Source organism: Halorubrum depositum, assembly GCF_007671725.1.
Classification (GTDB): domain Archaea; phylum Halobacteriota; class Halobacteria; order Halobacteriales; family Haloferacaceae; genus Halorubrum; species Halorubrum depositum.
In genome coordinates this window covers 1,252,247-1,277,208 of sequence record NZ_VCNM01000002.1, presented here as the reverse complement: position 1 = coordinate 1,277,208, position 24,962 = coordinate 1,252,247, and the positions used below count along the sequence as shown (strand labels likewise).

Annotated in this window: 22 protein-coding genes and 1 pseudogene; 10 read left to right on the top strand and 13 right to left on the bottom strand. The window is 71.0% G+C overall.

The window, feature by feature from the left end:
- Genes FGM06_RS13845 through FGM06_RS13810 form a run of 8 tightly spaced genes read right to left on the bottom strand, consistent with a single transcriptional unit; the run spans position 1 to position 7,458 of the window.
- Positions 1-747 carry a cob(I)yrinic acid a,c-diamide adenosyltransferase gene (locus FGM06_RS13845; protein WP_144799815.1) on the bottom strand — a complete coding sequence of 249 codons (747 nt, stop codon included), beginning with the start codon at positions 745-747 and terminating at the stop codon, positions 1-3.
- A complete protein-coding gene (locus FGM06_RS13840) occupies positions 744-1,481 on the bottom strand; it encodes an adenosylcobinamide amidohydrolase (RefSeq protein WP_144799814.1) in 738 nt (245 codons plus the stop codon). Before FGM06_RS13840 ends, FGM06_RS13845 begins: the two co-directional genes overlap by 4 nt.
- A complete protein-coding gene (locus FGM06_RS13835; RefSeq protein ID WP_144799813.1) occupies positions 1,474-2,583 on the bottom strand; it encodes an aminotransferase class I/II-fold pyridoxal phosphate-dependent enzyme in 1,110 nt (369 codons plus the stop codon). Before FGM06_RS13835 ends, FGM06_RS13840 begins: the two co-directional genes overlap by 8 nt.
- A gap of 10 nt (positions 2,584-2,593) precedes the next feature.
- Positions 2,594-3,283, bottom strand: coding sequence for an NTP transferase domain-containing protein (locus tag FGM06_RS13830; RefSeq protein WP_144799969.1), 690 nt, complete (start codon positions 3,281-3,283; stop codon positions 2,594-2,596).
- Positions 3,283-4,083: an adenosylcobinamide-GDP ribazoletransferase gene (cobS, locus tag FGM06_RS13825; protein WP_144799812.1), complete on the bottom strand. Its 801-nt coding sequence runs from the start codon at positions 4,081-4,083 to the stop codon at positions 3,283-3,285. The genes FGM06_RS13830 and cobS overlap by 1 nt, the downstream gene beginning before the upstream one ends.
- Positions 4,074-5,057, bottom strand: a complete 984-nt coding sequence (locus FGM06_RS13820) for a CobD/CbiB family cobalamin biosynthesis protein (RefSeq protein WP_144799811.1) — start codon at positions 5,055-5,057, stop codon at positions 4,074-4,076. Before FGM06_RS13820 ends, cobS begins: the two co-directional genes overlap by 10 nt.
- Positions 5,058-5,062: 5 nt before the next feature.
- A complete protein-coding gene (locus tag FGM06_RS13815) occupies positions 5,063-6,370 on the bottom strand; it encodes a cobyrinic acid a,c-diamide synthase (RefSeq protein ID WP_144799810.1) in 1,308 nt (435 codons plus the stop codon).
- Positions 6,367-7,458, bottom strand: coding sequence for a nicotinate-nucleotide--dimethylbenzimidazole phosphoribosyltransferase (locus FGM06_RS13810; RefSeq protein WP_144799809.1), 1,092 nt, complete (start codon positions 7,456-7,458; stop codon positions 6,367-6,369). Before FGM06_RS13810 ends, FGM06_RS13815 begins: the two co-directional genes overlap by 4 nt.
- Positions 7,459-7,755: 297 nt before the next feature.
- On the opposite strand from FGM06_RS13810, the gene FGM06_RS13805 reads away from it, so the two are divergent.
- Genes FGM06_RS13805 through FGM06_RS13780 form a run of 6 tightly spaced genes read left to right on the top strand, consistent with a single transcriptional unit; the run spans position 7,756 to position 14,268 of the window.
- Positions 7,756-8,925, top strand: a complete 1,170-nt coding sequence (locus FGM06_RS13805) for a substrate-binding domain-containing protein (protein ID WP_186311024.1) — start codon at positions 7,756-7,758, stop codon at positions 8,923-8,925.
- 46 nt (positions 8,926-8,971) lie between these two features.
- On the top strand, positions 8,972-10,096 hold the full coding sequence (pstC, locus tag FGM06_RS13800) for a phosphate ABC transporter permease subunit PstC (RefSeq protein ID WP_144799808.1): 1,125 nt from the start codon (positions 8,972-8,974) through the stop codon (positions 10,094-10,096).
- A complete protein-coding gene (pstA, locus tag FGM06_RS13795) occupies positions 10,093-11,661 on the top strand; it encodes a phosphate ABC transporter permease PstA (protein WP_144799807.1) in 1,569 nt (522 codons plus the stop codon). The genes pstC and pstA overlap by 4 nt, the downstream gene beginning before the upstream one ends.
- The gene (pstB, locus tag FGM06_RS13790; RefSeq protein ID WP_144799806.1) at positions 11,658-12,572 is read left to right on the top strand and encodes a phosphate ABC transporter ATP-binding protein PstB; all 915 of its coding nucleotides are present in this window, start codon (positions 11,658-11,660) and stop codon (positions 12,570-12,572) included. The genes pstA and pstB overlap by 4 nt, the downstream gene beginning before the upstream one ends.
- Positions 12,569-13,246: a phosphate signaling complex protein PhoU gene (gene phoU / locus FGM06_RS13785; RefSeq protein ID WP_186311023.1), complete on the top strand. Its 678-nt coding sequence runs from the start codon at positions 12,569-12,571 to the stop codon at positions 13,244-13,246. The genes pstB and phoU overlap by 4 nt, the downstream gene beginning before the upstream one ends.
- Positions 13,247-13,248: 2 nt before the next feature.
- Positions 13,249-14,268: an AbrB/MazE/SpoVT family DNA-binding domain-containing protein gene (locus FGM06_RS13780; protein WP_144799804.1), complete on the top strand. Its 1,020-nt coding sequence runs from the start codon at positions 13,249-13,251 to the stop codon at positions 14,266-14,268.
- Between the two features lie 48 nt (positions 14,269-14,316).
- Here the strand turns inward: FGM06_RS13780 and FGM06_RS13775 are convergent, their stop codons facing one another.
- From FGM06_RS13775 to FGM06_RS13760, 4 genes are all read right to left on the bottom strand, one after another.
- Entirely contained in the window at positions 14,317-15,294 is a 978-nt protein-coding gene (locus FGM06_RS13775) for a halo transducer protein (RefSeq protein WP_144799803.1), read from the bottom strand.
- Positions 15,295-15,299: 5 nt separating this feature from the next.
- The gene (locus FGM06_RS13770) at positions 15,300-15,755 is read right to left on the bottom strand and encodes an arsenate-mycothiol transferase ArsC (RefSeq protein WP_144799802.1); all 456 of its coding nucleotides are present in this window, start codon (positions 15,753-15,755) and stop codon (positions 15,300-15,302) included.
- Positions 15,756-15,907: 152 nt separating this feature from the next.
- Positions 15,908-17,896, bottom strand: a complete 1,989-nt coding sequence (locus FGM06_RS13765) for a type II secretion system F family protein (protein ID WP_144799801.1) — start codon at positions 17,894-17,896, stop codon at positions 15,908-15,910.
- Positions 17,893-20,259 carry a type II/IV secretion system ATPase subunit gene (locus FGM06_RS13760; RefSeq protein WP_144799800.1) on the bottom strand — a complete coding sequence of 789 codons (2,367 nt, stop codon included), beginning with the start codon at positions 20,257-20,259 and terminating at the stop codon, positions 17,893-17,895. Before FGM06_RS13760 ends, FGM06_RS13765 begins: the two co-directional genes overlap by 4 nt.
- Before the next feature lie 213 nt (positions 20,260-20,472).
- On the opposite strand from FGM06_RS13760, the gene FGM06_RS13755 reads away from it, so the two are divergent.
- The 3 genes and pseudogenes from FGM06_RS13755 to FGM06_RS16430 all read left to right on the top strand — a co-directional run.
- Positions 20,473-21,513, top strand: coding sequence for a zinc-dependent alcohol dehydrogenase family protein (locus FGM06_RS13755; protein WP_144799799.1), 1,041 nt, complete (start codon positions 20,473-20,475; stop codon positions 21,511-21,513).
- Between the two features lie 64 nt (positions 21,514-21,577).
- Positions 21,578-21,757 (top strand): hypothetical protein, encoded by a 180-nt coding sequence (locus FGM06_RS13750; RefSeq protein WP_144799798.1) that lies wholly within the window; start codon positions 21,578-21,580, stop codon positions 21,755-21,757.
- 272 nt (positions 21,758-22,029) lie between these two features.
- Positions 22,030-22,116, top strand: a pseudogene (locus FGM06_RS16430) (surface glycoprotein); the annotation flags it as partial.
- 228 nt (positions 22,117-22,344) lie between these two features.
- On the opposite strand, the gene FGM06_RS16285 reads toward FGM06_RS16430, so the two are convergent.
- Positions 22,345-22,686, bottom strand: a complete 342-nt coding sequence (locus FGM06_RS16285; RefSeq protein WP_241662578.1) for a hypothetical protein — start codon at positions 22,684-22,686, stop codon at positions 22,345-22,347.
- A gap of 585 nt (positions 22,687-23,271) precedes the next feature.
- Here FGM06_RS16285 and FGM06_RS16280 point away from each other — a divergent pair.
- A complete protein-coding gene (locus FGM06_RS16280) occupies positions 23,272-24,960 on the top strand; it encodes a hypothetical protein (RefSeq protein WP_241662577.1) in 1,689 nt (562 codons plus the stop codon).
- The last annotated feature ends 2 nt before the right edge of the window (positions 24,961-24,962 follow it).

Sequence of the window (24,962 nt, the reverse complement as noted above, 5' to 3'; positions counted from 1 at the left end):
TCAGTACTCCGTCCCCCGCCGCGCCCGGTGGCCCGCGTCGAAGGGGTGCGCCACCTTCCGGACGTTCGTGATCAGGTCGGCGACCCCCTCCAGATACTCGGGCTCCGCGTGGCTCCCGGTGAGGACGAGTTCGAGGCCGTCCGGCTTCGACTCCGCGAGCGCGACGACCTCGTCGGGGTCGACGAGCCCGCGGTCGGCCGCGTACAGAAGCTCGTCTAAGATCAGCATGTGGACCCCGTTGTCAGGGTCGCCGTCGAGCGGGAGCGGTTCGGTCAGGTCCGTTTCGGCGGCGCCCGCGACGAGCGCCTCGGCGCGCTCGAAGGCGGCCGCGGCCTTCGCGTCGTGCTCGTCGTCCGCCGAGCCGTCGAGGAGGCCGTGCCAGCCGTAGTGGCCGGCGTTCTCGTAGCTGAAGCCCGGCATCGCGGCGATGGCGTTGTACTCGCCGCGGACGCCCTCGACGCTGTCGGCGCCCCCCTTCATGAACTGGAGCATGTGGACGCGGTAGCCGTGCCCCGCGGCCCGGAATCCCATCCCCATCGCCGCCGTCGTCTTCCCCTTCCCGTCGCCCCACCAGGCTTGGACGAGCCCGAACTCCTCGGGCGCGGCCGGCTCGATGGGCTCCGGCTCGGGGGCCGCGCCGCCGCCGGGAGTCCGGACGGCCGGGTCGTCGTCCCCCGGTTCGCCGTCGTCGCTCGGGTCGGTCTCGGTCGATGCGTCGCCGTCGGTGTCGTCGGTGTCGTGTGTCATGGATCGAAGACCTCCGCCCGCTCGTCGGCGACGACGCCGTGCTCGGCGTCGGCGGCCGGACCGGGCAGGTCGCCGTCCGGATACCGCGACCGCAGGCTGGCGCGCACCGCGTCCCGGACGCAGACGCGGGCCGCCGCGCCGACCGGCGTGGCGCTCCCCGAGAACGCCGCCGGCTCCCCGTCGGGGTCGTCGGCGATCACGACCGCGTCGCTCGTGGTCCCCGGCACGCCCGCGGTCGCGAGCAGCGTCGCCGCCTTCGCCTCCGCCGCGACGGCGACGAGGTTCGCCGCGGCGCCGTCGGCGAGCCGCCGGGTCGTGCCGAGGATCAGGTTGACCGTGCCGGGTCGCCGGGGCGGTCCCTCCGTCGTCGCCTCGGACTCGCCCTCCGGATCGCGGGCGTCGCCAGCCGCCCTCTCCGGATCCATCGGGAGCATCGCCGGGTTCGAGAGCCCGGCGGTCGCGTACGCGACGACGGGCCCGCGGCGCGCGCCCCGCGCGTGCTCCATCGCGACGCCGGTGAACAGGGTCGGCGGGTCGCTCTCGTTTTTAAATCTCGCCCGCGTCAGCCGCTCGTCGCGGTACGCGCCGAGGTCGGTGCGGTCGAATCCCTCGGGGACGGTGACGTTGTACGCGGCGGCCGCCCGCGAGCGCCCGCCGTTCCACCCGGTCGAGAGCCAACGTGTTTCCGGGTGTCGGAGGCGGAGGACGCCGTCGCGCACGGTCGCCTCAAACATCGTCGCCCTCCGGGTCGGTTGTCGTCCCGTCGGCCGTCTCCGTATCGGTTGTCGCCCCGGCCGACCCCGTGCCGGCCGCGGTCTCGTCCCCCACACCGAGCGCCGCCAGCAGCCGGTCGTTCTCGGCGGGCCGGCGCACCGCGACCCTGACGTGCGAGTCGAGCCCGCGGAAGGTGGTCGCGTCCCGGATCGCCACGCCGCGTTCGCGGGCCGCCGCGACGACGCTCTCGACCGACCGTCCCGCCTCCCCGACGTCGAGCAGGAGGAACGGCGCGTCGGAGGTGGCGACCGCGTAGCGCTCGGCGAGGGCCTCCCGCATCCGGGCGCGCTCCGAGCGGACGCGCTCGCGGGTCTCCCTGATAAACCCGTCCCGCCGCATACAGTACGCGCCGGTCGCGAGCGCCGAGACGCTCAGGTTCCACGGGCGCCGGGCGCTCGACAGCGCCGCGCCGAACGCGCCCGTCGCGACCGCGAACCCCGTCCGGATCCCGGGCAGGCCGAACAGCTTCGTGAGCGACCGGGCGACCACGACCCCCTCGGTCCCCGCGAGCGACGGGCGGTCGGTGAACCCGAGGAACGCCTCGTCGACGAGGAGGCGCGTGTCGGCCTCGCGGCACCGCGCCGCGAACCGCTCCAGCGCCGCGCGGTCGTACCCCGTCCCGGTCGGATTGTTCGGGTCGCAGACGACCGCGAGCGCGTGGCCGCGCGGGTCGGCGTCGAGGACGGCCTCCGCCGAGACGAACGCGGGCTCGCCGCCCTGCAGCCGGACCTCGCGGGCGTACTCGCCGAAGCTCGGCGCCGGGACGAGCGCGGTGTCGCCCGGGTCGACCGCGAGCGCGACCGCGGCCCGGATGGCTGCGAGCCCGCCGGGCGTCGGGACGACGGACTCGGGGTCGCAGCCGACGTACTCGCCCGCGGCCTCGCGGAACGCCGCCGGCGGCTCCGCGGGATACGACCGGGCGTCGGCGAACGCCTCGCGGTAGACCGCCTCGACGCCCTCGGGCACCTCGGGATTTGTGTTCGCCGAGAAGTCCAGCAGATCGGGGTCGTCGCTGCTCCCGTGAGGCGCACGGTCGAGGTCGGTCGCGGTGTCGAATTTCATGGGTGTGGTCTCAGTCGTCGGTCTCTCCTTCATTGAGGAGTCGCTCTGCGATCCGCACGTCCGACGGGTAGTTGACGTTGACGGCGAGCCGCGCGTCCTCGGTGACGTGGACGGCGGCGTCGCCGTCGTCGTCGGTCCCGTGGTCGCTGTCGCCGTCGTCGTCGCTTCCGACTTCTCCTCCCCCCACGACGTTGATCCCGGCGGGGACGACCTCGCGGCCGTTCACCTCGGTCGCCGCGTCGGCGCTGACGCCGAGCTCCCGCTTGCGCGCCGCGGGGACGCAGACGGTGAGCGACCTCGGCGCGTCGCCGTCGCCGGCGGCCCGGGCCGCGTCGATCACGGCGTCGACGGCCGCGGGGTCGAGGAGGGGGAGATCGGCGGCGACGGTGAGGAGGGGCGGTGGGGTCGAGTCGCCCGCGTCGACCGCCTCGTCCACGTCGGCCTCTCCGACCGCCTCCATCGCGTACCGCAGGTCGGCGACGTAGCCGTCGCCCGGCGCGTCGATCACGGGGAGGTTCGGGCGCTCCTCGACGAGGTGCGCGCGCGTCGCCGACGCGTGCGGCGAGACGACCGCGTACGCCGTCTCGACGCGGCTCCCGGCGAGCGCGTCGCACACGCGGTCGACCATCGGCCGCTCCGCGACCCGGGTCAGCGGCTTCTCCGTCTCGCCGCCGAGGCGGGTGCCGCGGCCGCCGCACATCAGAAGCGCGTCCACGCGATCACCCCCGCGTGCAGCGCGGCGACCCGCGCGAGCTCGTTCGTCGCGCCAAGCACGTCGCCGGAGACGCCGCCGAGCCGTCGACGGGCCCATCCTCGGAGGGCTCCCGCCGTCGCCAGCGCAGCGAGGAGCGCGGCGACCCCCGGCAGGACCCGCGGCCACGCGAGGAGCGCGGCGGGCGCCGTGAGCGCGAGGACCGGGAGTGCCGACCCGGCGTCGATTTCTTCGGTCAGCGCGGATCCGAGCCCCTCGTGGGCGGTGTCCCCGACGCAGACGAGCGTCGCCGTCGCGGCCTTCGCGCCGACCTCGCTCGCGACGACGATGCCGACCGCGACGGCGACGCCGCCGGTGACCCCCGCGCCGGCTGCGCCCGTCGTCCCCGCGGCCTCGGCCAGTCCGAGCGCGGCGGTCGCCAGCCCGAGGACCACGGCGACGAGCGCGACCGTCCCGCCGACGCCGAGCGCCGAGTCCGTCATGACCTCGCGGCGCGCCTCCGGGCCGCCGTGGACGACCGCCGCGTCGCCGAGGTCCGCCACGCCGTCGAGGTGGGTGATCCCGGTCACGGCGTAGACGGCGAGCGGGAACGCCAGCGCGACCGTCGGCGCGGGGGCGGGCGCGAGCAGGGGGAGCGCGACGAGCGCGCCGACGAGGTAGCCGACGAGCGGGAAGGTCCACGGCGCCCCCGCGAACGCCTTCCACGCGGCCTCGCTCCGCCCCGCGGGGATCCGCGTGAGGAAGCCGAGCGCGCCCCGGAGGGCGGCGATCCCGTCCGTCAGGACCACGCGATCACCCCCGCGACCGCTGCCAGCCACCCCGCCGTCCCCGCGACGGCGACAGCGCCGGCGACGCCGACGAGCCGGACCGCCCGCTCCGCGTCGGCGACGCTCGGGGACCGGGCGGTCGGGTTGAGCGCGTAGTGACCCGGCTTCGCCAGCCGCACGTCGAGCGCGGCCGCCGCGGTCGCCATCGGCCACCCGGAGTTCGGCGACCCCGGCTCCCGCGCCCACGAGCGGGCCCGCGAGAGCGTCCCGACCGACCCGGCCGCGACCGCGAGACAGGCGGCGGTCGCGCGGGCGGGGAGGAACATGACGGCGTCGTCGAGCCGGGCACTCGCCCAGCCGACGGGCTTCGACCGGTAGCCGAGCATCGAGTCGAGCGTGTTCACGGCCTTCACCCAGGCCGCGCCCGCGACGCCGAGGGAGAGCGGGAGAGCGGACGCCGGATCGACCGCCAGCCCGACCGTCACGCCGGCCGCGAACCCCGCGAGGGGCGCGACGAACCCGTCGGCGAGGTTCTCGGCCGCGCTCTCGACCGCCGCGCTCCGGAGCGCCGCCGGCGAGAGGTCTCCGGCATCCCGCCCGACAAGCGCCCGGATCGACTCGCGGGCCGCGTCCGGGTCGGTCTCGGTGAGCGCGACGACCTCGCCGGTGACCTCGCGTAACATTCGGAGGCTGACGAGCGAGAAGAGGAGTGCGCCCGCGACGGAGACGGCGAGGGCAGGGTGCGTGAGGGCGGCGCCCCACGCGATCCCGCCGGCGAGCGCCGCGGCGGCGAGCGGGAACCCGACCGCGGCCGCGACGCCGACGAGCCGCGGGCGCGACCACGACCGGTCGACCGGGTCGACGAGCGACCCGAACAGCGCGACCGGGTGGACCCGCCTCGGCGGCTCCGCGACCGCGATGTCGAGCGCGACCGCGATCGCCAGCGCGGCGAGGGGGGCGACGACGGAGAGGGCGAGGGGAGCGGGGGGCGCCATCGCGGTCACAGCCCGTCGAGGAACGCGTCGAACGCCCCGCTCTCGGGGTGGACGTGACAGTACGTTCCGAGCGTTCGGTGTTCGGTCAGCCCGTCGCGGTCGCCGTCGATCCCGGTCCCGCGTTCCACGTCGAAGGCGAATCTGGCGTCGCCCGCGACGTCGGCGTCGGAGTAGTGGAACTCGTGGCCCCGGAGGGTCTCGCCGGTCGACGCGGTCGGCGCGTCCCGCTTCGCCCGCAGTTCGACGTGGTCGAGCGCTTGGTACCGGTCGCGCATCTCCACGTCGGCCGGGAGGACGCCGGCCATCGCGTGCGTCTCGCCGTCGACCGTCGTCAGCGACTCCGCGAGCGCCATCAGCCCGCCGCACTCGCCGAGCACCGGGACCCCTTCGGCGGCCGCGGTCGCGACGTCGGCGATCGCGGGGCTCTCCGCGAGTTCCGCGGCGTGTAACTCGGGGTAGCCGCCGGGGAGGTACACTCCGTCGCAGGGCGGGAGAGGGTCGCCCGCGGTCGGCGCGAACGGCTCGACGGTCGCCCGCTCGCGCAGGCGCTCGACCGTCGCCGGGTAGACGAACCGGAAGGCGTCGTCGCGGGCGACCGCGACGCGCGGGCGGTCGCCGGTCGGTGCTGCCCTCTTGTCCGTTTCGACGACTCCGGCCGGCTCCCGCGCGACGTCGAGCAGGCGCTCGGTCCGGAGCCCCTCGGCGGCCGCGTCGAGCGCGTCGTCGTCGATCGGGGACTCCTCGCCCATGTGGAGTCCGAGGTGACGCTCGGGGACCTCCAGGTCGTCGTTCGGCGGGATCCGGCCGAGGTACGCCAGCTCGTCCGGGAGCGCCTCGCGGATCCCCTCCGCGTGGCGCCCGCCGTGCGCGCGCTGGGCGATCACCCCGGCGACGTCGATATCGCGGCCCGCGCGCTCGGTGTACGCCCGGAATCCGAGCGCGGTCGCGGCGACGCTCTCCATCCCCGCGCTCGCGTCGACGACGAGGGCGACCGGGAGGTCGAGCGCCTCGGCGACCGCGGCCGTGCTCGACTTGTCCCCGTCGTACAACCCCATCACGCCCTCGACGACGCAGACGTCGCCCTCGCCGCGGGCGTAGTTCCGCCGGAGCCCGTCTTCGCCCTGCAGCCACAGGTCCAGCGTCCGCGAGGGGCGCCCCGCGACGCGCTCGTGGTGGCTCGGGTCGATGAAGTCGGGTCCCGCCTTCGCCGGCTGGACCGTCCGGCCCGCACGCTCGAGCGCGCGGACCGACGCGAGCGTCGCGACGGTCTTGCCGACGCCGGAGGCGACTCCGCCGAGGACGACTCCCTTCACGGCGCACCACCCGGGGGCGACTCGCCCTCGCGCTCGGCGAGCAGTCGGTCGGTGACGGCGGCGACGCGCTCGCGCAGGTCGGCGTCGGCGACGCCCGCGCGCTCGGCGAGCGCCAGCGCGCCCCCCATCCCGACGCCCTCCTTCGCCTCGCCGCGGACGTACGCCCGCATCGCCGGGTGCTCGCCCGCGTCGAAGCCGGGGTCGGTCGCGGTCAGCGCCAGGTCGAGGTCGTCCGCGAGCCCGGCCACGTCCGCGGTCGGGTCGTCGGCGACGAACGCGGTCGTCGCCAGCGGGAGCCGCCGCTCGACCCCCGCGTGCCGCGCCAGCGCGGCGACCGTCGCCAGCTGGGTGCCGCCGGCGAGGGTCACGTCGATCCCGCGGTCGACCGCGCCGACGACGAGGCCGGCGGCCGCCGCGAGCACGGGGTCGCCCATCAGCCGGACCGCGGCGAGGGGGTCGCCCGCGAGGTCACCGGGGTCGAGGCCGCTCGCGGCCAGCCCCTCCTCGACGACCGCGCGCTTGGTCGACAGCGGGTTCGCCGCCAGCGACGAGGAGACGACCGGGCGCTCGCCGAGCGCGGTCAGGACGCCGAGCGCGGTCGTCGTCCCGCCGGGGATCGTCTCGGCGACGAGGAGCTCGTTCGCGTCGCCGGGATCGCCGTCACCGCCGTCGCCACTACTACCGACGTCAGCCCCCGCGACCGTCCCCGCCAGCCCGCGCGCCCGCTCGAAAACCCCCGCCGCGTCCGGCACGGGCTCGGAGTCCCGGACGTCGCCGCCGGGGGTTGTCCCCGCTTCGTGAACGGTCGCCGCCGACGGCGACGTCGACACGGCGAGGCCGGCGTCGACGCCGACGAACCCGACGCCGACCAGCTCCCGGACCGCCCGCGTGACGACCGCGGGCGTCGGGCAGCCGGACGGGCTGACGGGCACCGGCGAGTTGGACGGAGGTCGACCTTCCGCGACGATCTCCAGGTCGGCGCTCGGCGTGTGCCGCCGGAGCGTCGGGTCGGCGCCGGCGGCGCTGATCCCGTCGATCGCGGCCGTCTCGGTCGCGCCCGCGACGACGACGAGGGTCGCGTCGCTCACGCCACACCCCCGGCTCGCCGCGCCGATCGAACCAGCCCGTCGACCGTCCCGTCGCTGATAACCACTAGCGGTTGGTTAGCACAAGTCGACTTTAATCGATCGGGTCGAGAGCGGTCGGGTCGCGGTCACTTCGGCGGGAAGGTCACGGGTCGGTCCACTCAAAAATCGTCCCCGCTATATACCGCTCAATACCGGTCGCGACCGATCCCCTTCGATGCCGGCCCCACGGTACTCGAACGTATCTGTATAGTAACCTATTATAAACCCGTTTAATAGAGTCTTCCCTGCAATCACCTGATGTCACGTGATTCGGGGCGTCAGGCGGACGCGGTATCACGCAGAAAGTATCTTCTCACGTCGGCCGCGGTCGGGGCGGCCGGCCTCGCTGGATGCAGCGGAAGTAGCGACGGCAGCAGCGATGGTGGCGACGGCGGGAGCGGGAGCGAGGACGGCAGCAACTCGATGGAGTCCGGCTCGTCGGCCCCGGCGACGGTGACGGCCGAGGGGTCGTCGACGGTGTACCCCATCTCGAACAAGGGGAGCTCCTACTGGAACTCCAACTCGCCCGCGAGCGACGGCGAGTACTGGGGCTCGAACGACGAATCGTCGGTCGCCGGGTGGGACCAGATCGAGACCGACATGAACATCGCCGACTACTTCGCGAGTCTGTACGGCTTCGAGCCGTCCGGCGAGCGCTCGAACCCGCCGTTCGCCACCCGCGTGGCGCTGAGCCACTCGGGGACCGGCTGCGAGGCGGTCCGAGACGGGCTCGTCGACATCGGCAACTCCTCCGGGCCGATCACGGCCGAGCTGGACATCAGCGAGGAGCAGCGCGACGAGAACTACGTCGACCACGTCGTCGGCCGCGACGGCCAGCCGGTGTTCGTGAGTCAGGCCATCTACGACGCCGGCGTCGAGCAGCTCACCGGCGAGCAGATCCGCGGCATCTACCAAGGCGACATCACCAACTGGAGCGAGGTCGGCGGCCCGGATCAAGAGATATACGTCGTCGGTCGTGCCGAAGGCTCCGGGACCGACACCTCGTTCCGGCTGAACATGCTCGGCGACGCCGACGCGCCGATGGACGTCGACACGCGATTCGGGCAGAACCAGCAGGTCCAACAGGTCCTCCAAGACAACGACAACGCCATCGGCTACATGGCGCTGGCGTTCTCCGGGTCGGGGATCCAAGCGATCGCAATCGACTTCGAGGGCACCGTCTACCGCCCGGACCCCGATGCCGAGAACACCATCTTCGACTCCGAGTACCCGCTGAACCGGGACCTGCACATGTACACCCGGATCAACGAGGAGACGCCTGAAGGCACGGACATGCGTGAGGCCGCCTTCCTCAACATGTTCCTGACCGAATTCGGACAGAAGACGTTCGTCGAGGACGTCAACTACATCACGCTGCCGACCTCGGACATCGAGGCCGAACGCGAGAAGCTCCCCGACCAGGCGTAACTCCTCGGCCGCGCGGACGTTCGCTTCGCGGTCCGACCCCCATTATATGTCACTTACCCCCCAAACCGATTGGCGCGCTGGCATCGAGCGACGGCTGACCAGGACGCGGGAGTTCGTCGACGACACCGACCCGGAAGCGCTGGCGGTGGTCCTCGCCTCGATGGGGTCGCTGCTGGCCGCCTTCGTCGGATTCCTGCTGGCGTCGCCGTGGACGGCCGTCCCGCTCGGGGCGTTCCTGATCGCCACCGGCTACGGCTGGGCGCGCCACCAGGCGCTCGTCGCCCGCGCGGTCACGTTCGCGATGACGACGGTGACGCTCGTGACGCTCGGGCTCATCGTCGCCTTCATCTTCGCCGAATCGATTCCGGCGTTTCGGTACGAGACCGCGAGCGCCTTCGGCGTCTCCGTTCCGGGACCCGGGATGTTCACACAGGCGCGCTGGGACGCCGTCTCGGAGCCCGTCCGCTACTCGCTGCTCCCGATGATCCACGGGACGGTGATGGTGACCACCATCGCGACGCTCGTGGCGGCCCCCCTCGGCGTCGCCGCGGCGCTGTTCATCGCCGAGATCGCGCCGCCGCGGGTCCGCGAGCTGGTCAAGCCGGGGATCGAGATACTGGCGGGGATCCCCTCGATCGTCTACGGGTTCATCGGCTTCACCGTCATCAACCCGTGGGCGAGCGGAGCGTTCGACCTCAACGGCGGGTCGACGTACCTGTTCGTCGGGATGGTCGTCGGGCTGATGGCGCTGCCGACCGTGGTTTCGGTGGCGGAGGACGCACTGACGAGCGTTCCGGACGTGATGAAGAACGGGTCGCTCGCGCTCGGGGCGACCGACTGGCAGTCGATGACCTCGATCACGCTGCCCGCGGCGTTCTCGGGTGTCTCGGCGGCCGTGCTCCTCGGCGTCGGGCGGGCCATCGGTGAGACGATGGCCGCGACGGTGATGCTGGCCGGGATTCCGCGGATCAGCGAGCCGCTCGTGAACGTCTTTTACGGCTACGAGACGCTCACGTCGCTCATCGCTCGCGGCTACGGCAGCGCGAACGGCGTTCACGAGAGCGCGCTGTTCACCGCCGGCGTCGTCCTGTTCGTGACCGTGTTGTGTCTGAGCATCGGCTCGCAGTACATCGAGGCGCGTATGCGTCGCCGTCTCGGGGGTGTCGAATGAGTCGCGCGACCCAGAGTGTGCTCGTCCGGGACGACCGCACGTTGTACGAAGCCGTCGCCGGAGCTGCGGTCGGGATCTCCGGAGTTGCGTTTGTGGTCGGCTTGGCGGCGCTTTTGGGCCTCGTCGCGATCGACGACCCCGTCACCGGCGTCGGGCTGTCGGTCGTGTTCGGCGCGGTGCTACTCGCGCTCGGAGCGGCAGTCGTTGGCTTCGGGGTCGCCTCACGATTCGGGTACGTTGACGCGGCACCCCAACCCGGCGCGGGGATCGTCGCCGCGACCGCGTTCACGGGGATCTGGTTCGCCGTGGGCGCGATCGTGTCGGGAGCGGTTGGGCTCGGAACGGGCGGCCGGCTCGTGGTCGGCGTAGCACTCGCCGGGATCGCGTTCGCGGCGACCGCGTTGCCACGCGAGGACGTCGGATCGACGGCGCCGGCGGGCGCCTTCGCCTGTCTCTGCGGGCTGTCGCTCATCAGCGGCGCCATCGGTCCCGGATGGGAGCAGGCGCTGGTCGGGTACAACGCGACGCTGTTCGGCGACACCGTCGTTCCCGCGGTCGTGTTGTTCGCCTCGCTCGTGACCGGCTGGAGCGCCGCGAAAGCGTACGGCGGGTTCGGCGCTCGCGGACGCAACGTCGGCGCGTACGTGCTCATCTACCTCGTCGTCTGCTCGATACTGGCGGTGCTCGTCGGGCTCGTCGCCTTCGTCACGGTGAGGGGACTCCCCGGCCTGTTCAACGGGTTCGGCGTCGGTGGAGCCGGACTCGTCAGCTGGCCGTTCCTGAGTAACGGCGCCGGCCTGACGGCCGAGATCGCAGGCGTGTTTCCCGCCCTCCTCGGGACGGTCTGGCTGGTCATCGGCGCCGTCCTCTTCGCCGTGCCGACCGGCGTCGGCGCCGCCGTGTTCCTCAGCGAGTACGCCGAACAGGGTCGGTTCACGGGGACGGTCGAGGTGGCGACCAACGGTCTCTGGAGCACGCCGAGCATCGTGTTCGGGCTGTTCGGTGCCGCCTTCCTGATCCCCCGCTTCGGCAACCAGAAATCGCTGATAGCCGGGATGTTGACGCTCGGATTCATGCTGTTGCCGCTGGTGTTGATCACGAGCCGGGAGGCGATACTGGCGGTGCCCGACGAGTACCGCGACGCCAGCGCGGCGCTCGGCGTCTCCAAGTGGCAGACGATCCGCAGCGTCGTCCTCCCCGCAGCGATTCCGGGGGTGACCACCGGCGTCATCCTCGGCGTCGGTCGTATCGCCGGCGAGACCGCCCCCATTCTGCTGACGATGGGCGGTGGCGTCCTCCCGGCGAAATCCGCTGCCCCAAACGTGTTGGGCGGGTTCCAGCTGAGCGGGTCGCCGCCGTTCGTCAGCAATCCCGCGTTGTTGGAGGCGACGAGTGCGCTGCCGTATCAGTTGTACGCGCTCATCACGGCTGGCCTGAGCGGGAACATCCAGAACCCACAGGAGTACGCGTGGGGACTGGCACTGACGCTGCTACTCGTCGTGTTGGTCTTCTACGCGATCGGTATCGCGACGCGCTACTACTTCAGACGGAAACTTCACCAATGAGTCAGACCGACACCGCAGAGAGTACGGCGAACCGCACGGACAGCCAGGGGATCTCCACGACCGCCGGCGAGACCGTCGAGGAGACGCGTCCGGAGTGGACGAACTACGAGGCCGGCGGCCGGACGAAACTCGCCGTCGAGGATCTCGATGTCTACTACGGAGACGACCACGCGCTGAATGGCGTCTCGATGGACATCCCCGAGCAGAGCGTGACGGCGCTCATCGGCCCGTCCGGCTGCGGGAAGTCGACGTTCCTCCGGTGTCTCAATCGGATGAACGACCGCATCCGCGCCGCCGACGTCGACGGGACGGTCGAGCTCGACGGCGAGGACGTCTATCAGGACGGCGTCGATCTCGTCGAGCTGCGCAAGCGGGTCGGGATGGTGTTCCAGAGTCCCAACCCCTTCCCCAAGTCGATCCGCGAGAACGTCTCGTACGGCCCGCGGAAACACGGTGACATCGAGACGGGACTGCTCGCTCGGCTGACCGGCCGCGCGGAGCCCGACCGCGAGGAGGCGCTCGTCGAGCGGTCCCTCGAACGGGCCGCGCTGTGGGATGAGGTGAGCGACCGGCTCGACGACAACGCGCTCGGGCTGTCCGGCGGTCAGCAACAGCGCCTCTGTATCGCCCGGTGTCTGGCCGTCGACCCGGAGGTCATCCTCATGGACGAGCCGGCTTCAGCCCTTGATCCGATCGCCACCTCGAAGATCGAGGACCTCATCGAGGACCTCGCGCAGGACTACACGGTCGTCGTCGTCACTCACAGCATGCAACAGGCCGCCCGGGTCTCCGACCAGACCGCCGTCTTCCTGACCGGGGGCGAGCTCGTCGAGTACGACGACACGGAGAAGGTCTTCGAGAATCCCGAGAGCCAGCGCGTCGAGGATTACATCAGCGGGAAGTTCGGGTGATCGCCGTGCCCCGAGAAGAGTACCGCGAGTCGCTGGACCAGCTCCGGGCCGACGTCGAGGCGATGGCGAAGAGCGTACTCGGACAGCTCCTGCGGGCGCTCGACGCGCTCGAAGACGACAATCTCGCGGCGGCTAGGGAGGTGATCGAGGGCGACGACCCCATCAACCAGCGGTACCTCGAGCTCGAAGCCGACTGCATCGACCTGATCGCGCTCCAACAGCCCGTCGCCTCGGACCTCCGCTTCGTCGCCGCGTCGTTCAAGATCCTCACCGATCTGGAGCGGATCGGTGACCTCGCGACGAACCTCGCCCGGTACGCCCTCGCCGGCAGCTCGGAGATCACCGCTGAAGGCCGGATTCGAGAGATCGGCGAGATCGCTTACAGTCAGGTCCGACGGGCCGTCGACGCTTACGTCGACGCCGACACCGAGGCGTGTCGAGCGATCGCCGACCGCGACGACGAGCTCGACGCGGCCTGTCAGAACGCCAGCGAGGCCGTCGTGCGCGAGCTGATCGCCGGCGAGCCCGACCGCTGGGAGATCGAACAACTCCTTGACGACGTGTCGCGGCTGCTGCTCACGGTCCGCGACCTGGAACGGGTCGGCGATCACGCCGTCAACGTCGCCGGGCGCACGCTGTACATGGCCGACGGCGACCCCGAGCTGATCTACTGACCATGGAGACCAGAAAGTTGCAGGAGGTCGGCGGCGGCACGTTCACCGTCTCGATCCCGAAGGGATGGGCGACGAGTCACGGTTTCGAGGTCGGCATGGAGCTGCGGCTGTACACCCACCGCGACGGGTCGATCCTCGTCCGGTCCTCGGACGCCGACGTCGACCGTCTGGATGACGCAACGATCGATATCGACACCGACGGTCCGGAGGCCGTCGAGCGCGCGGTTCGGACGGCTCACGCGGTCGGCTTCGAGACGATACGGCTGCGTCGGTCGGTCGCCTTCTCCGACGCGGAGCGCGAGGCCGTCCGGTCCGCGGTTCGGGGGTTGGTCGGGACGAGCGTCCTCAGTGAGTCGGGCGGGGAAATCACCGTCAGACACCTCCTGGACCCCTCGTCCGCCTCCGTCCGCCAGTCGGTCGCACAGCTCCAGTACGTGGTCGTCTCGCTCCTCCGCGACGCGACCGAGGCGTTCGTCGACGCCGCGGACACACACGCGAGGATCCGTGACCGGGCCGACGAGGCGCGTCGATCCGCGGGGATGGTCACGCGGCACTTCTCGCGGTCGCTGGTGTCGCACGCCGAGCTCGACGCGCTGGACGTCTCTCGGCCCGAACTGTTCGCCTACCACGCGATCGCCCGCCGTCTCCAAACCGCCGCCGATCAGGCCGTTCGGATCGCGGATATCGGCGAGAAACTGTCCGAGCCGCTCGCGGAAGATGCGGCCGCGGACGTGCGTGCCGCGGCCGACGGCGTCGCGTGCGCCGTCGACGACGCGGCGACCGCCGTCGTCGACGGCGACGTGACGATGGCGCGGCGGGCCAGAGTGCGGTGCGACGACGCCCTCGAGAGCATCGAGGCGATCGAACGACGCCTGTACGACGGCTCGGTTTCGGAGTCGGTGCCCACGGCGGTCGCGCTGTCCACCGCGCTCGCTCACCTGCAGCGGTCGGCCGACTGCGGCCGCTCCATGGCCGACACCGCGGCAACGACCGCGATCCGGGCCCAGTGTCTCGATATCTGACGGTCCGGACCGCGCGAACGGCCGATGTCGCGCCGGAGATGTCGTTTGCTACTCGACCGCGGGGCCGCGTTCCTCGACGACGGCTTCCACATCACCCCACGCGACCGGCGGCTCCATCGCGCCGAGCGCCTCCTCGACCGCGGCCAACCGATCTCCGAACCGCGCGGTCCACTCCGGTTCGGCACGTTCGGTGAGCTGTTCTCCGACTGCCTCGTGTCTGGCCTGAACCTCGTCGAGCCGGGCCCCGACGTGCGACGGCGGCGTCCCGCATTCGCGCTCGGCCCAGGTCTGAAGCGCCGCCAGTTCCGATCGGAGGTCCGCGATCATCAACGACGCGACCCGGTGGCGAACCCCCGCCGCGGCCCAAGTCCGTGCCGCCTCGCCCCCCGGATCGGCGTCGTCGCTGGCGGGTGTTTCGGCGGCGTTCTCGCCGGCGAGCGCCTCGGAGATCCCGTCGAGCTCGTCCACCGACTCCGCGAGCATGTCGACGTCGGCGGCGAGTTCCTCGACGCGTCGATCGGCGTCGGCGAGCCACTCCTCGAACGAGTCGAGCTCGAACTGGAGGTCGTCAGCGGCGCGTTGGACTTCGGACGCGGCGTTCGTGACCCGCCTGACCCGTCGCGCGATCTCGTAGAGATCGCCGTCCTCCTTCATAGCGAGCACCTCCTGAACGGCGCGACCGAGGTCGGCCGCTCGGTCCTCGACGGCGTCGAGACGCGCGTCGAAGTCGTCGACGCGCGCCGCCACGAGCTCCAGATCCGAAACCGGAGCGGCGGCCTCCCGCGCTCCCTCCAGCTTTCCGGCCGCGAGCTCCGCCCGCGTCTCGGCCGTCGTCACCACCAGCGACGCGTCCGCGACCGCGTCGTCGACGGCCGCCCGCCGGACGACCCCGTCGCAAGCGACGATCGCGAGCGTCTCTCGGAGCTCGCCGGGTTCTCCCTCCTCGTCGCCGACGATGTCTGCCGCCCGTTCGACCGACACTCCGTCGAGATCCGTCGAATCGTCGCCGGCCGACTCCTCTCGCATCGGTCTCACCCCGCGGACGCGGTCTCCGACAGGAGCTCGTCGAACAGCGCGACGACCCGCCTCTCGATCTCGTCGCGGATCTCGCGGACCTCCTCGATCGGACGCTCGTGAGGGTCGTCGAGCCCCCAGTCGCGGTTCTCGCCGTTCCACGTCGCCGGGCAGACGTCCGACGCCGAACAGCCCATCGTGACGACCAGGTCCACTGCCCCCAGCTCTTCCGGGGTCACCTCCCGCGGCGTTCGGTCACCGAGGTCCATATCTCGCTCGCCCATCGCCTCGACGACGACGTCGTGGACGCGGTCGGCGGGCCGCGTCCCGCCGGTGACGATCCCGATCCGATCGCCCGCCTCGCGGCGGTCGCGCTCGCGCTCCGCGAACGCCGCCGCCATCTGGCTCCGTCCCGCGTTCTGGACGCAGACGAACGCGACTCGGCGGTCCGGCTGCCCGTTGTGTTGGGACACGACTCCTTGTGCGGAGGGGATCGGTTTAGTCGTTGCTTCGGACCGGTACGGAGCCCTATAGAGCGATACCGAGCGGCCGGACGCGCCCGGTGACGCACGCCCGGCTCGGCTCCGTCTCCCGAGCCGACCGCCCTCGCCGCCCGCCACCCCGCCTACAGCAGTCCGCCGACCGTGAACACGCCGTAACAGATCGCGACGAGGAGACCGGAGTGGAGCAGCGCCTCGTAGCGCCCGCGGGAGGCGGTGCCGGCGAACCATCCCGACGCGAGCATCGTCGCCTGCGTGACGACGTACAGCCGGAAACGCTCCAAGTCGGGGTGGACCGTCTCCGGTTCCGTCACCAGGTCGGTGGCGGCCGCGAGGTCGGCGAGCCGAGCCGCGTCGATCACCTGCGTGTTGACGACGGCGACGACGCCAGCGACCAGCGCGGCCGCCGCCCAGCCGACCGCGACGTACGGGTGCATCGACGAGCGGAGCGCCCGCTGCTCGCTGTACAGCTGCCCCACCTCGATCCGGAGCGTTTCGAAGACGGCGTCGGCGTCGCTGCCGGCGTTCAGGGCGCCGGTGACGAGCCCGAGCGTCCCCTCCGCCAAGGGAGTTCCCACGCGGTCGACGAACCGGCCGATGGCGGCCGCGCGCACGTCGGCGGCCCCGCGGTCCTCGCCGGCTCTCCCGTTGGCGCCGGCCTCCGCCGCCGACCCGCCGGTCGCCGTCGTCGACCCCAGCGCGAACGCGAGGTCGGCCACGTCGTCGTCGAGCACCCCGAGGTCGACGTCCCGGGCCACGGCCGCGACCGCGTCCGGGAGCGGGCGCCCGTGCGCGACGTGGCCGGAGACGGCGTGGACGAAGTCCGCCAGCTCGCGGTCCTTCGCGTCGTCGATCCGGGTTCGCCTGACCGCGACGCTCCCAACGGGCACCGCGAACGACGCGTACGAGAGCAGCACCACGTTGACAAGGGTGTACCCCGCGACCGCGAGGCCGACCGCGAGCAGGGCGGCCGGCGGCGCGCAGACCAGCGCTGCGCTCGCCGGGTTGCGCCCGACGGAGGCGGCGATCGCGCGGGGAGATCCCGGCAGGTCGTAGCTCGCGCGCTGGTTCGGCGGCCGGAGCGTCCCGACGGCGACCGCGCCGGCGAGACCGATGGCGACGAGGAAGACGACGGCGCCGTAGAGCACGACCGCCCGCGTCGGCACCACCCCGACCGGCGTGTCGACCGGCGGGAGCAGCTCGGGGACGACGACGGTGAGCGCGGTCGCCGCGATGACGAGCAGCGCCGGCAACACCAGCACGGCGACGAACAGCTCCGTGAGCAGCTCCAGGAAGCGCCGGGCGCGCTTGCGGGCGCGGTCCTGTCGATGCGCGAGCATCCGGCTCTCCGTCCGGAGGTACTCCGCAAGCGCGGCGTCGCCGGTCGCCGCGTGCTTGCGGAATTTCAGGAGGAACGGCGCGAGCAGCTCCCGCGAGGGCGTGTCGCGGGCGACCCGCCGGAGCCCCTCGTCGAGGCTCCCGGCGAGCCGCGCCGCGTTGAGCGCCTTCCGCAGCGAGGTCGCCGTCCCGCCGTACGCGTCGCTCGCGGCGGTCTTCGCGACCATCTCGCGGGGGCCGTCGCTCCCGGACGCGAGCAGCTCGAGGTACCGGACCGCCGCCGGGAGCGTCCGCTCGATGTCCGTCCGGCGCGTCGCCGTGAGCCACCGGAGGTGGAGCCCGCCGAGCCGCACCGTCGCCCGCTTCGCGAGGACCCCGGCCAGCGCGGCGAGCGCGACGGCGGCCGCTTCGGGCGACGGCGACGCGACAGACGCCGCGCCCCCGACCCGCGCCTCGACGGCCGCGAGCAGCTCCGGCGCCGCCCCCGTCGCCACGAGGAGGGTCGGTCCGGCGACGGCCAGCGCCGCGACCCACGAGAGCGCGTACACCCTCGCCAGATACGTCTCGAACCCCGTGTCGAGCGCCGTCCCGCGGTACCGCTTCCGGTCGGCGTCGTGCCGACGGTCGCTCGCGTGTCGGGCGAACAGCGCGTAGAGGGCCCGGTCGATCACCGCCGTTCGACCGCTCCGGAGGAACCCGTCGGTCTCGGCGGCGTCGACGGCTCGCCCGAGCCCGCCGTGCCCGCCGTCGCCGTCGGTCGTCGGCTCCCGGCTCACGGTCGCCCTCGCCCGTCCGTTCTATCGGTCTCGTCGGCAGACCGGTCCATCGTCCGCGCCGCGCGCTCGACGGTCGCGGCCTCGTCGGTCCGGAGGTCCGCGAGGAACTCGAACAACGCGTCGACGTCGTCGACCCCCTCCCGGACGAGGTACTCGACGTACCGGTGCTTGGCGAGGAACTCCGACCGCACGGCGTCGACCTCGCGGTCGGTCCGGTCCGCGATCAGGTCGAACGCCCGGAGGCGCGGCCCGTCGCCCGGCGCGGCCGCCGCGTCGGCCTCGGGCGCGCCCGGGAACCGGAACTCGCCGTCGGCGTCGCGCCACGCGAGCGTGTTGTAGTGCACCGCCTCCCCGCCCTTGTCGACGATGCCGGCGCCGCCGCCTTTCGGGTTCCCGGTCGGGCTCCGCTTCGCCTCCGAGTCGAGCGCCTCGTACTCCTCGGCGGAGAGGGGTTCGACCGCCCGCGAGACGTACCGCTCGCCGCCGACCTGCCGCGGGAAGACGACGAGGTCGATCTCGCGGAGCAGGTACGGCGGGAGCCCCCGCTCGACCACGCGGTTCACCAGCGCCTCGACGTCCTCGGCGTGGGTGGTTCCGATCACGCCGTGGCCGGTGTTGAGCGTCTCCGCGAACGTCTCGAAGCTCGCGGGCGTGTTGATCTCGGCGATCACCTCGACGTCGGGGTTGAGGTAATTCGCTTCGGTCATCAGCTCCGACATGCTCACCGCCTTGTACGGCTCCTCGTGCTCGCGGGTCGTGAGCGACACCCCGGTCTCGTGCGGAAGCCGGACCTCGCGTGACCCCTCGTCGATCGATACCGGGCGGTCGTCGAAGGGGATGAAGGGAGTGTGCGCGTTGAGGAGCGTCGTCTTCCCCACGCCGGTCGGCCCCGCGAAGAGGACGACGCCGCGGTGCTCGTACAGCAGCCACAGCAGCGTGACGAGCTCGGTCGAGAGGGTTCCCCGATCGACCAGATCGACGGGAGTTAGGGCGTCCGCGCTCTGTTTCCGGATCGAGACGTGGGGCCCGTCGGCGGAGATGACGGGCAGCGCCACCGCGCACCGGACCGTCTCGTCGACCCCGTCGACGTCGAGGTTCACCTTCGCCGACGGGGTGGACGCGTTGAGCTCGGTGCCGTCCCGCGCCGCCAGTCCCGTGACGACGTTGACGAACGTCGTCTCGTCCTCGAACGCGAGGTTGGTTGGGACCCGCGCACCGGCGTCGGGGGTCGGGCCGTCGCGATCGGGTTCGCTCCCCACGGGACCGTCGTCCTTGCCGTCCGGCCCCCGGAGGACCGAGGCGCGCGGGACGACCTTCACGCGCTCGCCGACGCGGTTGGCCTCGACGTCCTCCAGGTTCGGGTCCCGGATCGGCACCGTGAGGATCCCCTCGCCGACGAAGTCGCGGAGCACGTAGTACGCCAGGTCGTCGAGGCGGTCGCGGGCGTACCGGGAGTCGACCGGCGGCACGGCGAGCCCGCGCTCGGCCAGCGCCGATCGGGCGCGGTGGGCGGCCGCGTCGAGCCACGCTCGGGTGTTGCGCGCGGTGAGCCGCCGCGAGAGGAACCGCCGGGCGTGCTCGGCGACGAACGCCTCGCGGTCGTCGACGGCGCCGTCGACGGCCGTCTCCCAGATGCGCTCTTTGCACTCCTCGATCAGCGCCTCGTCGCCGGGGAGGAGGTCCGGTTCGAGGACGGCGTACTTCGTCTCGAACGCGTCGGAGCCGAGCAGCCGCTCGCGGTAGACGACAACGTCGACCGAGAGGCCGGCGAAGCCGACCGCGTACCTCGCGAGCCGCTCGGCGGCGACCCGTTCGACGTAGTCGGCGCCGGCGTCGATTCCGGTTTCTAAGGGCGCGAACGTCTCGGTGTGGACGACGAGTTCCCGCTCGTCGCCCACGTCGGCAACCTCGATCCGGTCGTCTAAGGCCAGCGGCGTCACGTCGCCGAGCAGGCGGAGGTCCCGCAGCGCGTGGTAGTCGATCCGGCGGCGCGCGGCGGCGCTCGCGTCGAGCAGGCGGTCAAGCGCGCGGTCGTACTTCGGCTCGAACCCCGTCTCGGCCCGCTCGACGACCCCGACCCGGGTGAGCGGGCGGCGGTGCCGGACCGCGGAGAAGTGGTCGCGGACGCGCGCTAACGCCGCCTCGTCGGCGGGCGAAAGCGGCGGCTCGCGCACGTCGTACCCGAACCGGCCGCCGTCGCGCTCGCGGACCGTGGCGACGACGCCCGGCGCGGCCTCGTACTGCGCGCGGACGTCGGACGCGTACCACGCCTCGGGATCGTCCGGCGGGACCGGGGCGGGCACCGCACCGCCGGGGTCGTCGTCCGGCTCGTCGACGATGCGGAGCGTCGGGCCGTCGCTCACGGTTCGGCGCTCCGTTTCGTCGGTCGATCCGCCGCGGCGTCGATTTCGCTTCCCTGCGTCATCCTTCGGTTCGTTCCCGCCTGACCGTCGCCCCGTGTTAAGGGTTCGTTTTCTGTCGGAGTTCTGGTATTTCAGCGGACGGAAACGTTCGCGAGCCGGCTCTGAGGGCGTGCCGTCGCCGCCCTTTAGTCGTCGCCCGCCGGACCCGTACTCATGCGCGCCGCCATTTTCAACGGCCCCGGCGAGATCGACGTCGAGGAGCGAGCCCGGCCCGAGATCGAGGCCCCAACCGACGCTATCGTCCGCGTGACCCACACCGCGGTCTGCGGCTCCGACCTCTGGTTCTACCGCGGCGACAGCGACCGCGACCCCGGTTCGCCGGTCGGTCACGAGCCGATGGGGATCGTCGAGGAGACGGGCGAGGCGGTCACCTCGGTCGCGCCGGGCGACCGCGTGCTCGCGCCGTTCGCGATCTCCTGCGGCGAGTGCGAATTCTGCCGGAAGGGGCTCCACACCTCCTGTGCGAACGGCGACTCGTGGGGCGGCGACAACGGCGGCGGACAGGGCGAGTACGTCCGGTCGACCCACGCCGACGGGACGCTCGTGCGCGTCCCGGACCGGTACGCCGACGACGAGGACACGCTCCGGTCGCTGCTTCCCCTGACCGACGTGATGGGCACGGGCCACCACGCGGCCGTCAGCGCGGGCGTCGAGGCCGGATCGACGGTAGCTGTCATCGGCGACGGCGCTGTCGGTCTCTGCGGCGTGCTCGCGGCGCGTCGGCTCGGTGCCGAGCGGATCATCGCGGTGGGCCACCACGAGGATCGGCTGGAGCTCGCCGCGGAGTTCGGCGCCACGGAGACGGTGTCAGCGCGCGGTGAGGCCGCCGTCGAGCGGATCCGCGAGCTCACGCACGGCGGGCCGAACCACGTGATGGAGTGCGTCGGCGCCGCGAGCGCGATGAACACCGCGATCGACGCGGTCCGGCCCGGCGGCACGGTCGGCTACGTCGGCGTCCCCTACGGCGTCGACGACGAGGGACTCGACGTGTTCGGCATGTTCGGCGACAACGTCACCCTCGCCGGCGGCGTCGCCCCCGTCCGCGCGTACGCCGAGGAGCTGATGGCCGACGTGCTGCAGGGCACCCTCGACCTCGCGCCGGTGTTCACCGAGACGATCGGTCTCGACGAGGTCGCCGAAGGGTACCGGATGATGGACGAGCGCGAGGCGATCAAAGTGCTCGTAAAGCCGTAGCAACACCGGTTTCAGGCGTCTTCGTTGCGGTATCGGCGTAATTCTTATCGGCAAACACACCGCAGTGCCTGTTGACATATGCCATCACAACGTCGAGGCGCGCTCGATCGAGGAGATCCGAGCGCGCCACCGATCCGAGGAGGCGGACGAACGGCTCGACGAGGCTTCTGACGCCGACGCTGTGGAGGAACCAGTGGACGACGCTGAGCCGCCGGCCGAATCGCGCACCCCGGCCGACGACTGACGCGGCCGGGGCCGGCTCCGTCCTAAACCCCGACGGTTTTTCCTGATAGATGCCGCGTAGAGTCCTGATACCATATTCCGCAGTACAGCGTCTCAAACCCCATTTCAGGCACTCCCTGAAGACATTTCAGCGTCCGGAAACGACGGTTCTGGCGGCGAAATACTACCCCTATGCCGGCCCTCCGTCGGGACATCTCCACGGTGGAGTACTGCGATTATGCACATGCTTACCGACGACTCACGCTGGACGACGCAACGAACGGTGGTCAATAGATGACGCGCGCTCAGTTCCGCGCGGTCTTCCTCGCCGCGATCATGGTGCTGTCCGTGGTCGCGATGGGGGCCGGGTTTGCGGGCAGTGCGGCGGCACAGAGTGGCGAGGAAATTATCGTTGACCAAGCGAACGGAGACGGGACTGACTACGTTACTATCCAAGAGGCAATCTACAATGCGGAGACCGGCGATACGATCCTCGTTCGTGACGGTACGTACGAGAGATTCGACCGGGTCGAAATTGATAATCTGACTATCACCGCGGCTGAGGGTGCCTCACCGACGATCTCGGCTTCAGCCGAAGAGCTCCCGAGCTCAGGCCGTATCGTCGATATTGGTGGTGAGGGCGTCGAATTCTCCGACATCAACGTTGTCGGCCCTGAAACGGGCATTGGGGTCGGTGTTCGCTTGGGTGCTACCAACGCCAACACTGACAGCAGTGAAATTTCTGGAGTGACTGTCAGTAACGTCCTCACTGGTATCCAGACCGGTGATGTGGCTACCAACGCTCGAATTGAGGACAATGTAGTTTCGAGCGCTGTGGTCGGAATCAGCCTGCAGGCGGATTCGGCCACAGTATCCGAAAACGAACTTACCGATATCCAAGCCACTGACGACTTCCCGGGCGAGGCGATCGGCGTAATCGGTACTGACCACACGATCGGAGAGAACGCGATCTCCACCGATGACGGCGTTGTCGATGTCCGATTTTACAACAGCGACCCTCCGACGGTAAACGGCGACGAGTCCGGTGACGAACTTTCGGTCGCGAATACCGTCCTCGGTGTTCCGGGAATCAACTCGGTCGAGTTCTTCGATTCCGGAGCTCTCTACGACGGATCAGTTACGATCGACGACACGTCCTACGCGACGGTCGAGGACGCTGCAGAGGCAGCCGAGAACGGTGACACGATCGAACTCGCTTCCGGCACTTACAACGAAAGCACGATCACGCTGGACGCACCCGGTGTCACCCTGAAAGGACCCAATGCCGGTATCCCCGGTGACGGAGACAGAGAGCCGGAGGCGACGATCAACCCGGACAATACCGGAGATAGGGGACAGATCGAGATCCTCGCGGACGACGTGACCGTCGACGGCATCAAAATCGGTGATGGCGGGCAGTTCGGTATGACTCCGCACGAGGACAATTTCACGGCCCGAAATAACGTTGTCAACGCTGACGGTACGGGAATTTGGGCGCTTAATTGGAAATCCGAAGACGGTACGCCGCCACAGGACATGGCCGTTGTTTCCAACGCGTTCAATGGTCAGTCTACTGCTGGCGTCGGTGGCATCGAAGGCGACGGGGAGTCGGTCACCAACGTCTACTTCGAGAACAACGAATTCAACGGGACTTCCGCGGCGATCGGTGTCGGGACCGGAGAAGTCAGCTTCGCAGGCCTGACTGACTTAGCTAAAGTCAGTCAGAGTTCCAGCGAGTACTCGTTCACGACGTACTTCGAAGAAATCAGTCAGGCTAATGATGTCGTACTGGCGAACGGGACGATCGAGGTCGCTCCGGGAACGTATGACGAGAACGTCTCGATCGACAGCGAGAACGTCAGCGTCGTCGGCGCTGGCGACGACACCGTGATCGAGGGGCTCGTCTCCATCGGCGGCGAAGGCTCCGCACTCGTGAACCTCGCCGTCGAACCCGACGAGTTCGTCCGCCCGAACGACGGACGAATCCCGTCGAGCGAACGCCAGGCGATCCTGATTACCGCATCGGACGCGGGCGTGTACAACAGCTCGGTCACCGTCTCGCTCGACGCTAACGGCGGCTTCGAGGAAATCAACGCCATCCAGGTGTTCGGCGGCGAGCCGATAACCGACGTTCAGATCGTCGACAACGATATCACCGGCACCGCCAGCAACGACGAGGTTGCGGGCGTCGTCGGCGTGAGCGACCAAGCGGAGACCGAAGGGACGCTCGTCTTCGACAACTCGATCAGCGTCGACAGCGAGGGGTACTCCTTCGCCGTCGTAACTCGCGCAAGCGGCGGATCGAACGTCGAGGAAACGCCCGAAACGGTCGTCGTGTACAACGACATCGACGCGACGGCTGACGCCTACCCCGGCGTCGGTTACGGGATCGAAAGCACCGACGAAGCGCAGGTCGACGCCGACGCGCAAGTGGTCAAGGATAACACGTTCGGCGACGTCGACTCGATCCAGCACAAGGCCGACGGCGGGACCCTCGACGTCACGATGAACGAGTGGGAGGATCTCGGGAACGTCTCGTTCATCACCGACGGTTACTCCGACGTCTACCAGAACGGCGGCGAAATCGTCTACGACCCGTTCCTGACGTCCGCGCCGCCGACCCCCGACGACTTCACCCCGCCGGGTGAACGCACCGACTTCGGCCACGATCTCGTCGTGCCCGCGGACGGCGAACCCCACTCGGTCGCCTTCCCGGCGGCCGTCGAAGGGAACGTCAGCGAGGTATTCGGCGAGTTCGACGGCACCGTCTACGCGTACGATGGCGACGAGTGGGAAAGCGGCGAGGAGATCGCCGACGAGGACGTCGACGCGCTCGACGCGTTCGCGGTCTCCGTCGACGACGGCGAGGAGGACCTCCGGATCGGCTTCGAGTACGCGGAGACCGACTCGCCGGTCCCGTCGATGACGACCGCCGAACTCGAGGCCGGCTGGAACTTCGTCGGCGCGCCGTCCGGCAACGCCGGCTCGGACGACGCGTTCGCGGGGTCCACCGCGGACATCACGACCGTGATCGACGCCATCGCCGGCCCCGAGTCCCGGACGACGCCGTACGGGCTCGACGCCTCCGGCGAAGTGACGAACCCCGACAGCGTCAGCCCGTTCAAGGGGTACTGGGTGTTCGTCACCGACGACGGCGAGCTCGGCGCGACCGTGCCGGTCGACCCGACCCAGGAGACCGAGGAGGGCGCCCTGACGGGGAACTGAAC

Coding starts and splice junctions, on each gene's coding strand:
- FGM06_RS13845 (WP_144799815.1), bottom strand. CDS start 747: ATGACACACGACACCGACGACACCGACGGCGACGCATCGACCGAGACC.
- pstB (WP_144799806.1), top strand. CDS start 11,658: ATGAGTCAGACCGACACCGCAGAGAGTACGGCGAACCGCACGGACAGC.
- FGM06_RS16280 (WP_241662577.1), top strand. CDS start 23,272: ATGGCCGTTGTTTCCAACGCGTTCAATGGTCAGTCTACTGCTGGCGTC.
- FGM06_RS13755 (WP_144799799.1), top strand. CDS start 20,473: ATGCGCGCCGCCATTTTCAACGGCCCCGGCGAGATCGACGTCGAGGAG.
- FGM06_RS13775 (WP_144799803.1), bottom strand. CDS start 15,294: ATGCGAGAGGAGTCGGCCGGCGACGATTCGACGGATCTCGACGGAGTG.
- FGM06_RS13780 (WP_144799804.1), top strand. CDS start 13,249: ATGGAGACCAGAAAGTTGCAGGAGGTCGGCGGCGGCACGTTCACCGTC.
- FGM06_RS13805 (WP_186311024.1), top strand. CDS start 7,756: ATGTCACGTGATTCGGGGCGTCAGGCGGACGCGGTATCACGCAGAAAG.
- FGM06_RS13830 (WP_144799969.1), bottom strand. CDS start 3,283: ATGTGCGGCGGCCGCGGCACCCGCCTCGGCGGCGAGACGGAGAAGCCG.
- pstC (WP_144799808.1), top strand. CDS start 8,972: ATGTCACTTACCCCCCAAACCGATTGGCGCGCTGGCATCGAGCGACGG.
- pstA (WP_144799807.1), top strand. CDS start 10,093: ATGAGTCGCGCGACCCAGAGTGTGCTCGTCCGGGACGACCGCACGTTG.
- FGM06_RS13840 (WP_144799814.1), bottom strand. CDS start 1,481: ATGTTTGAGGCGACCGTGCGCGACGGCGTCCTCCGCCTCCGACACCCG.
- FGM06_RS13820 (WP_144799811.1), bottom strand. CDS start 5,057: ATGGCGCCCCCCGCTCCCCTCGCCCTCTCCGTCGTCGCCCCCCTCGCC.
- FGM06_RS13835 (WP_144799813.1), bottom strand. CDS start 2,583: ATGAAATTCGACACCGCGACCGACCTCGACCGTGCGCCTCACGGGAGC.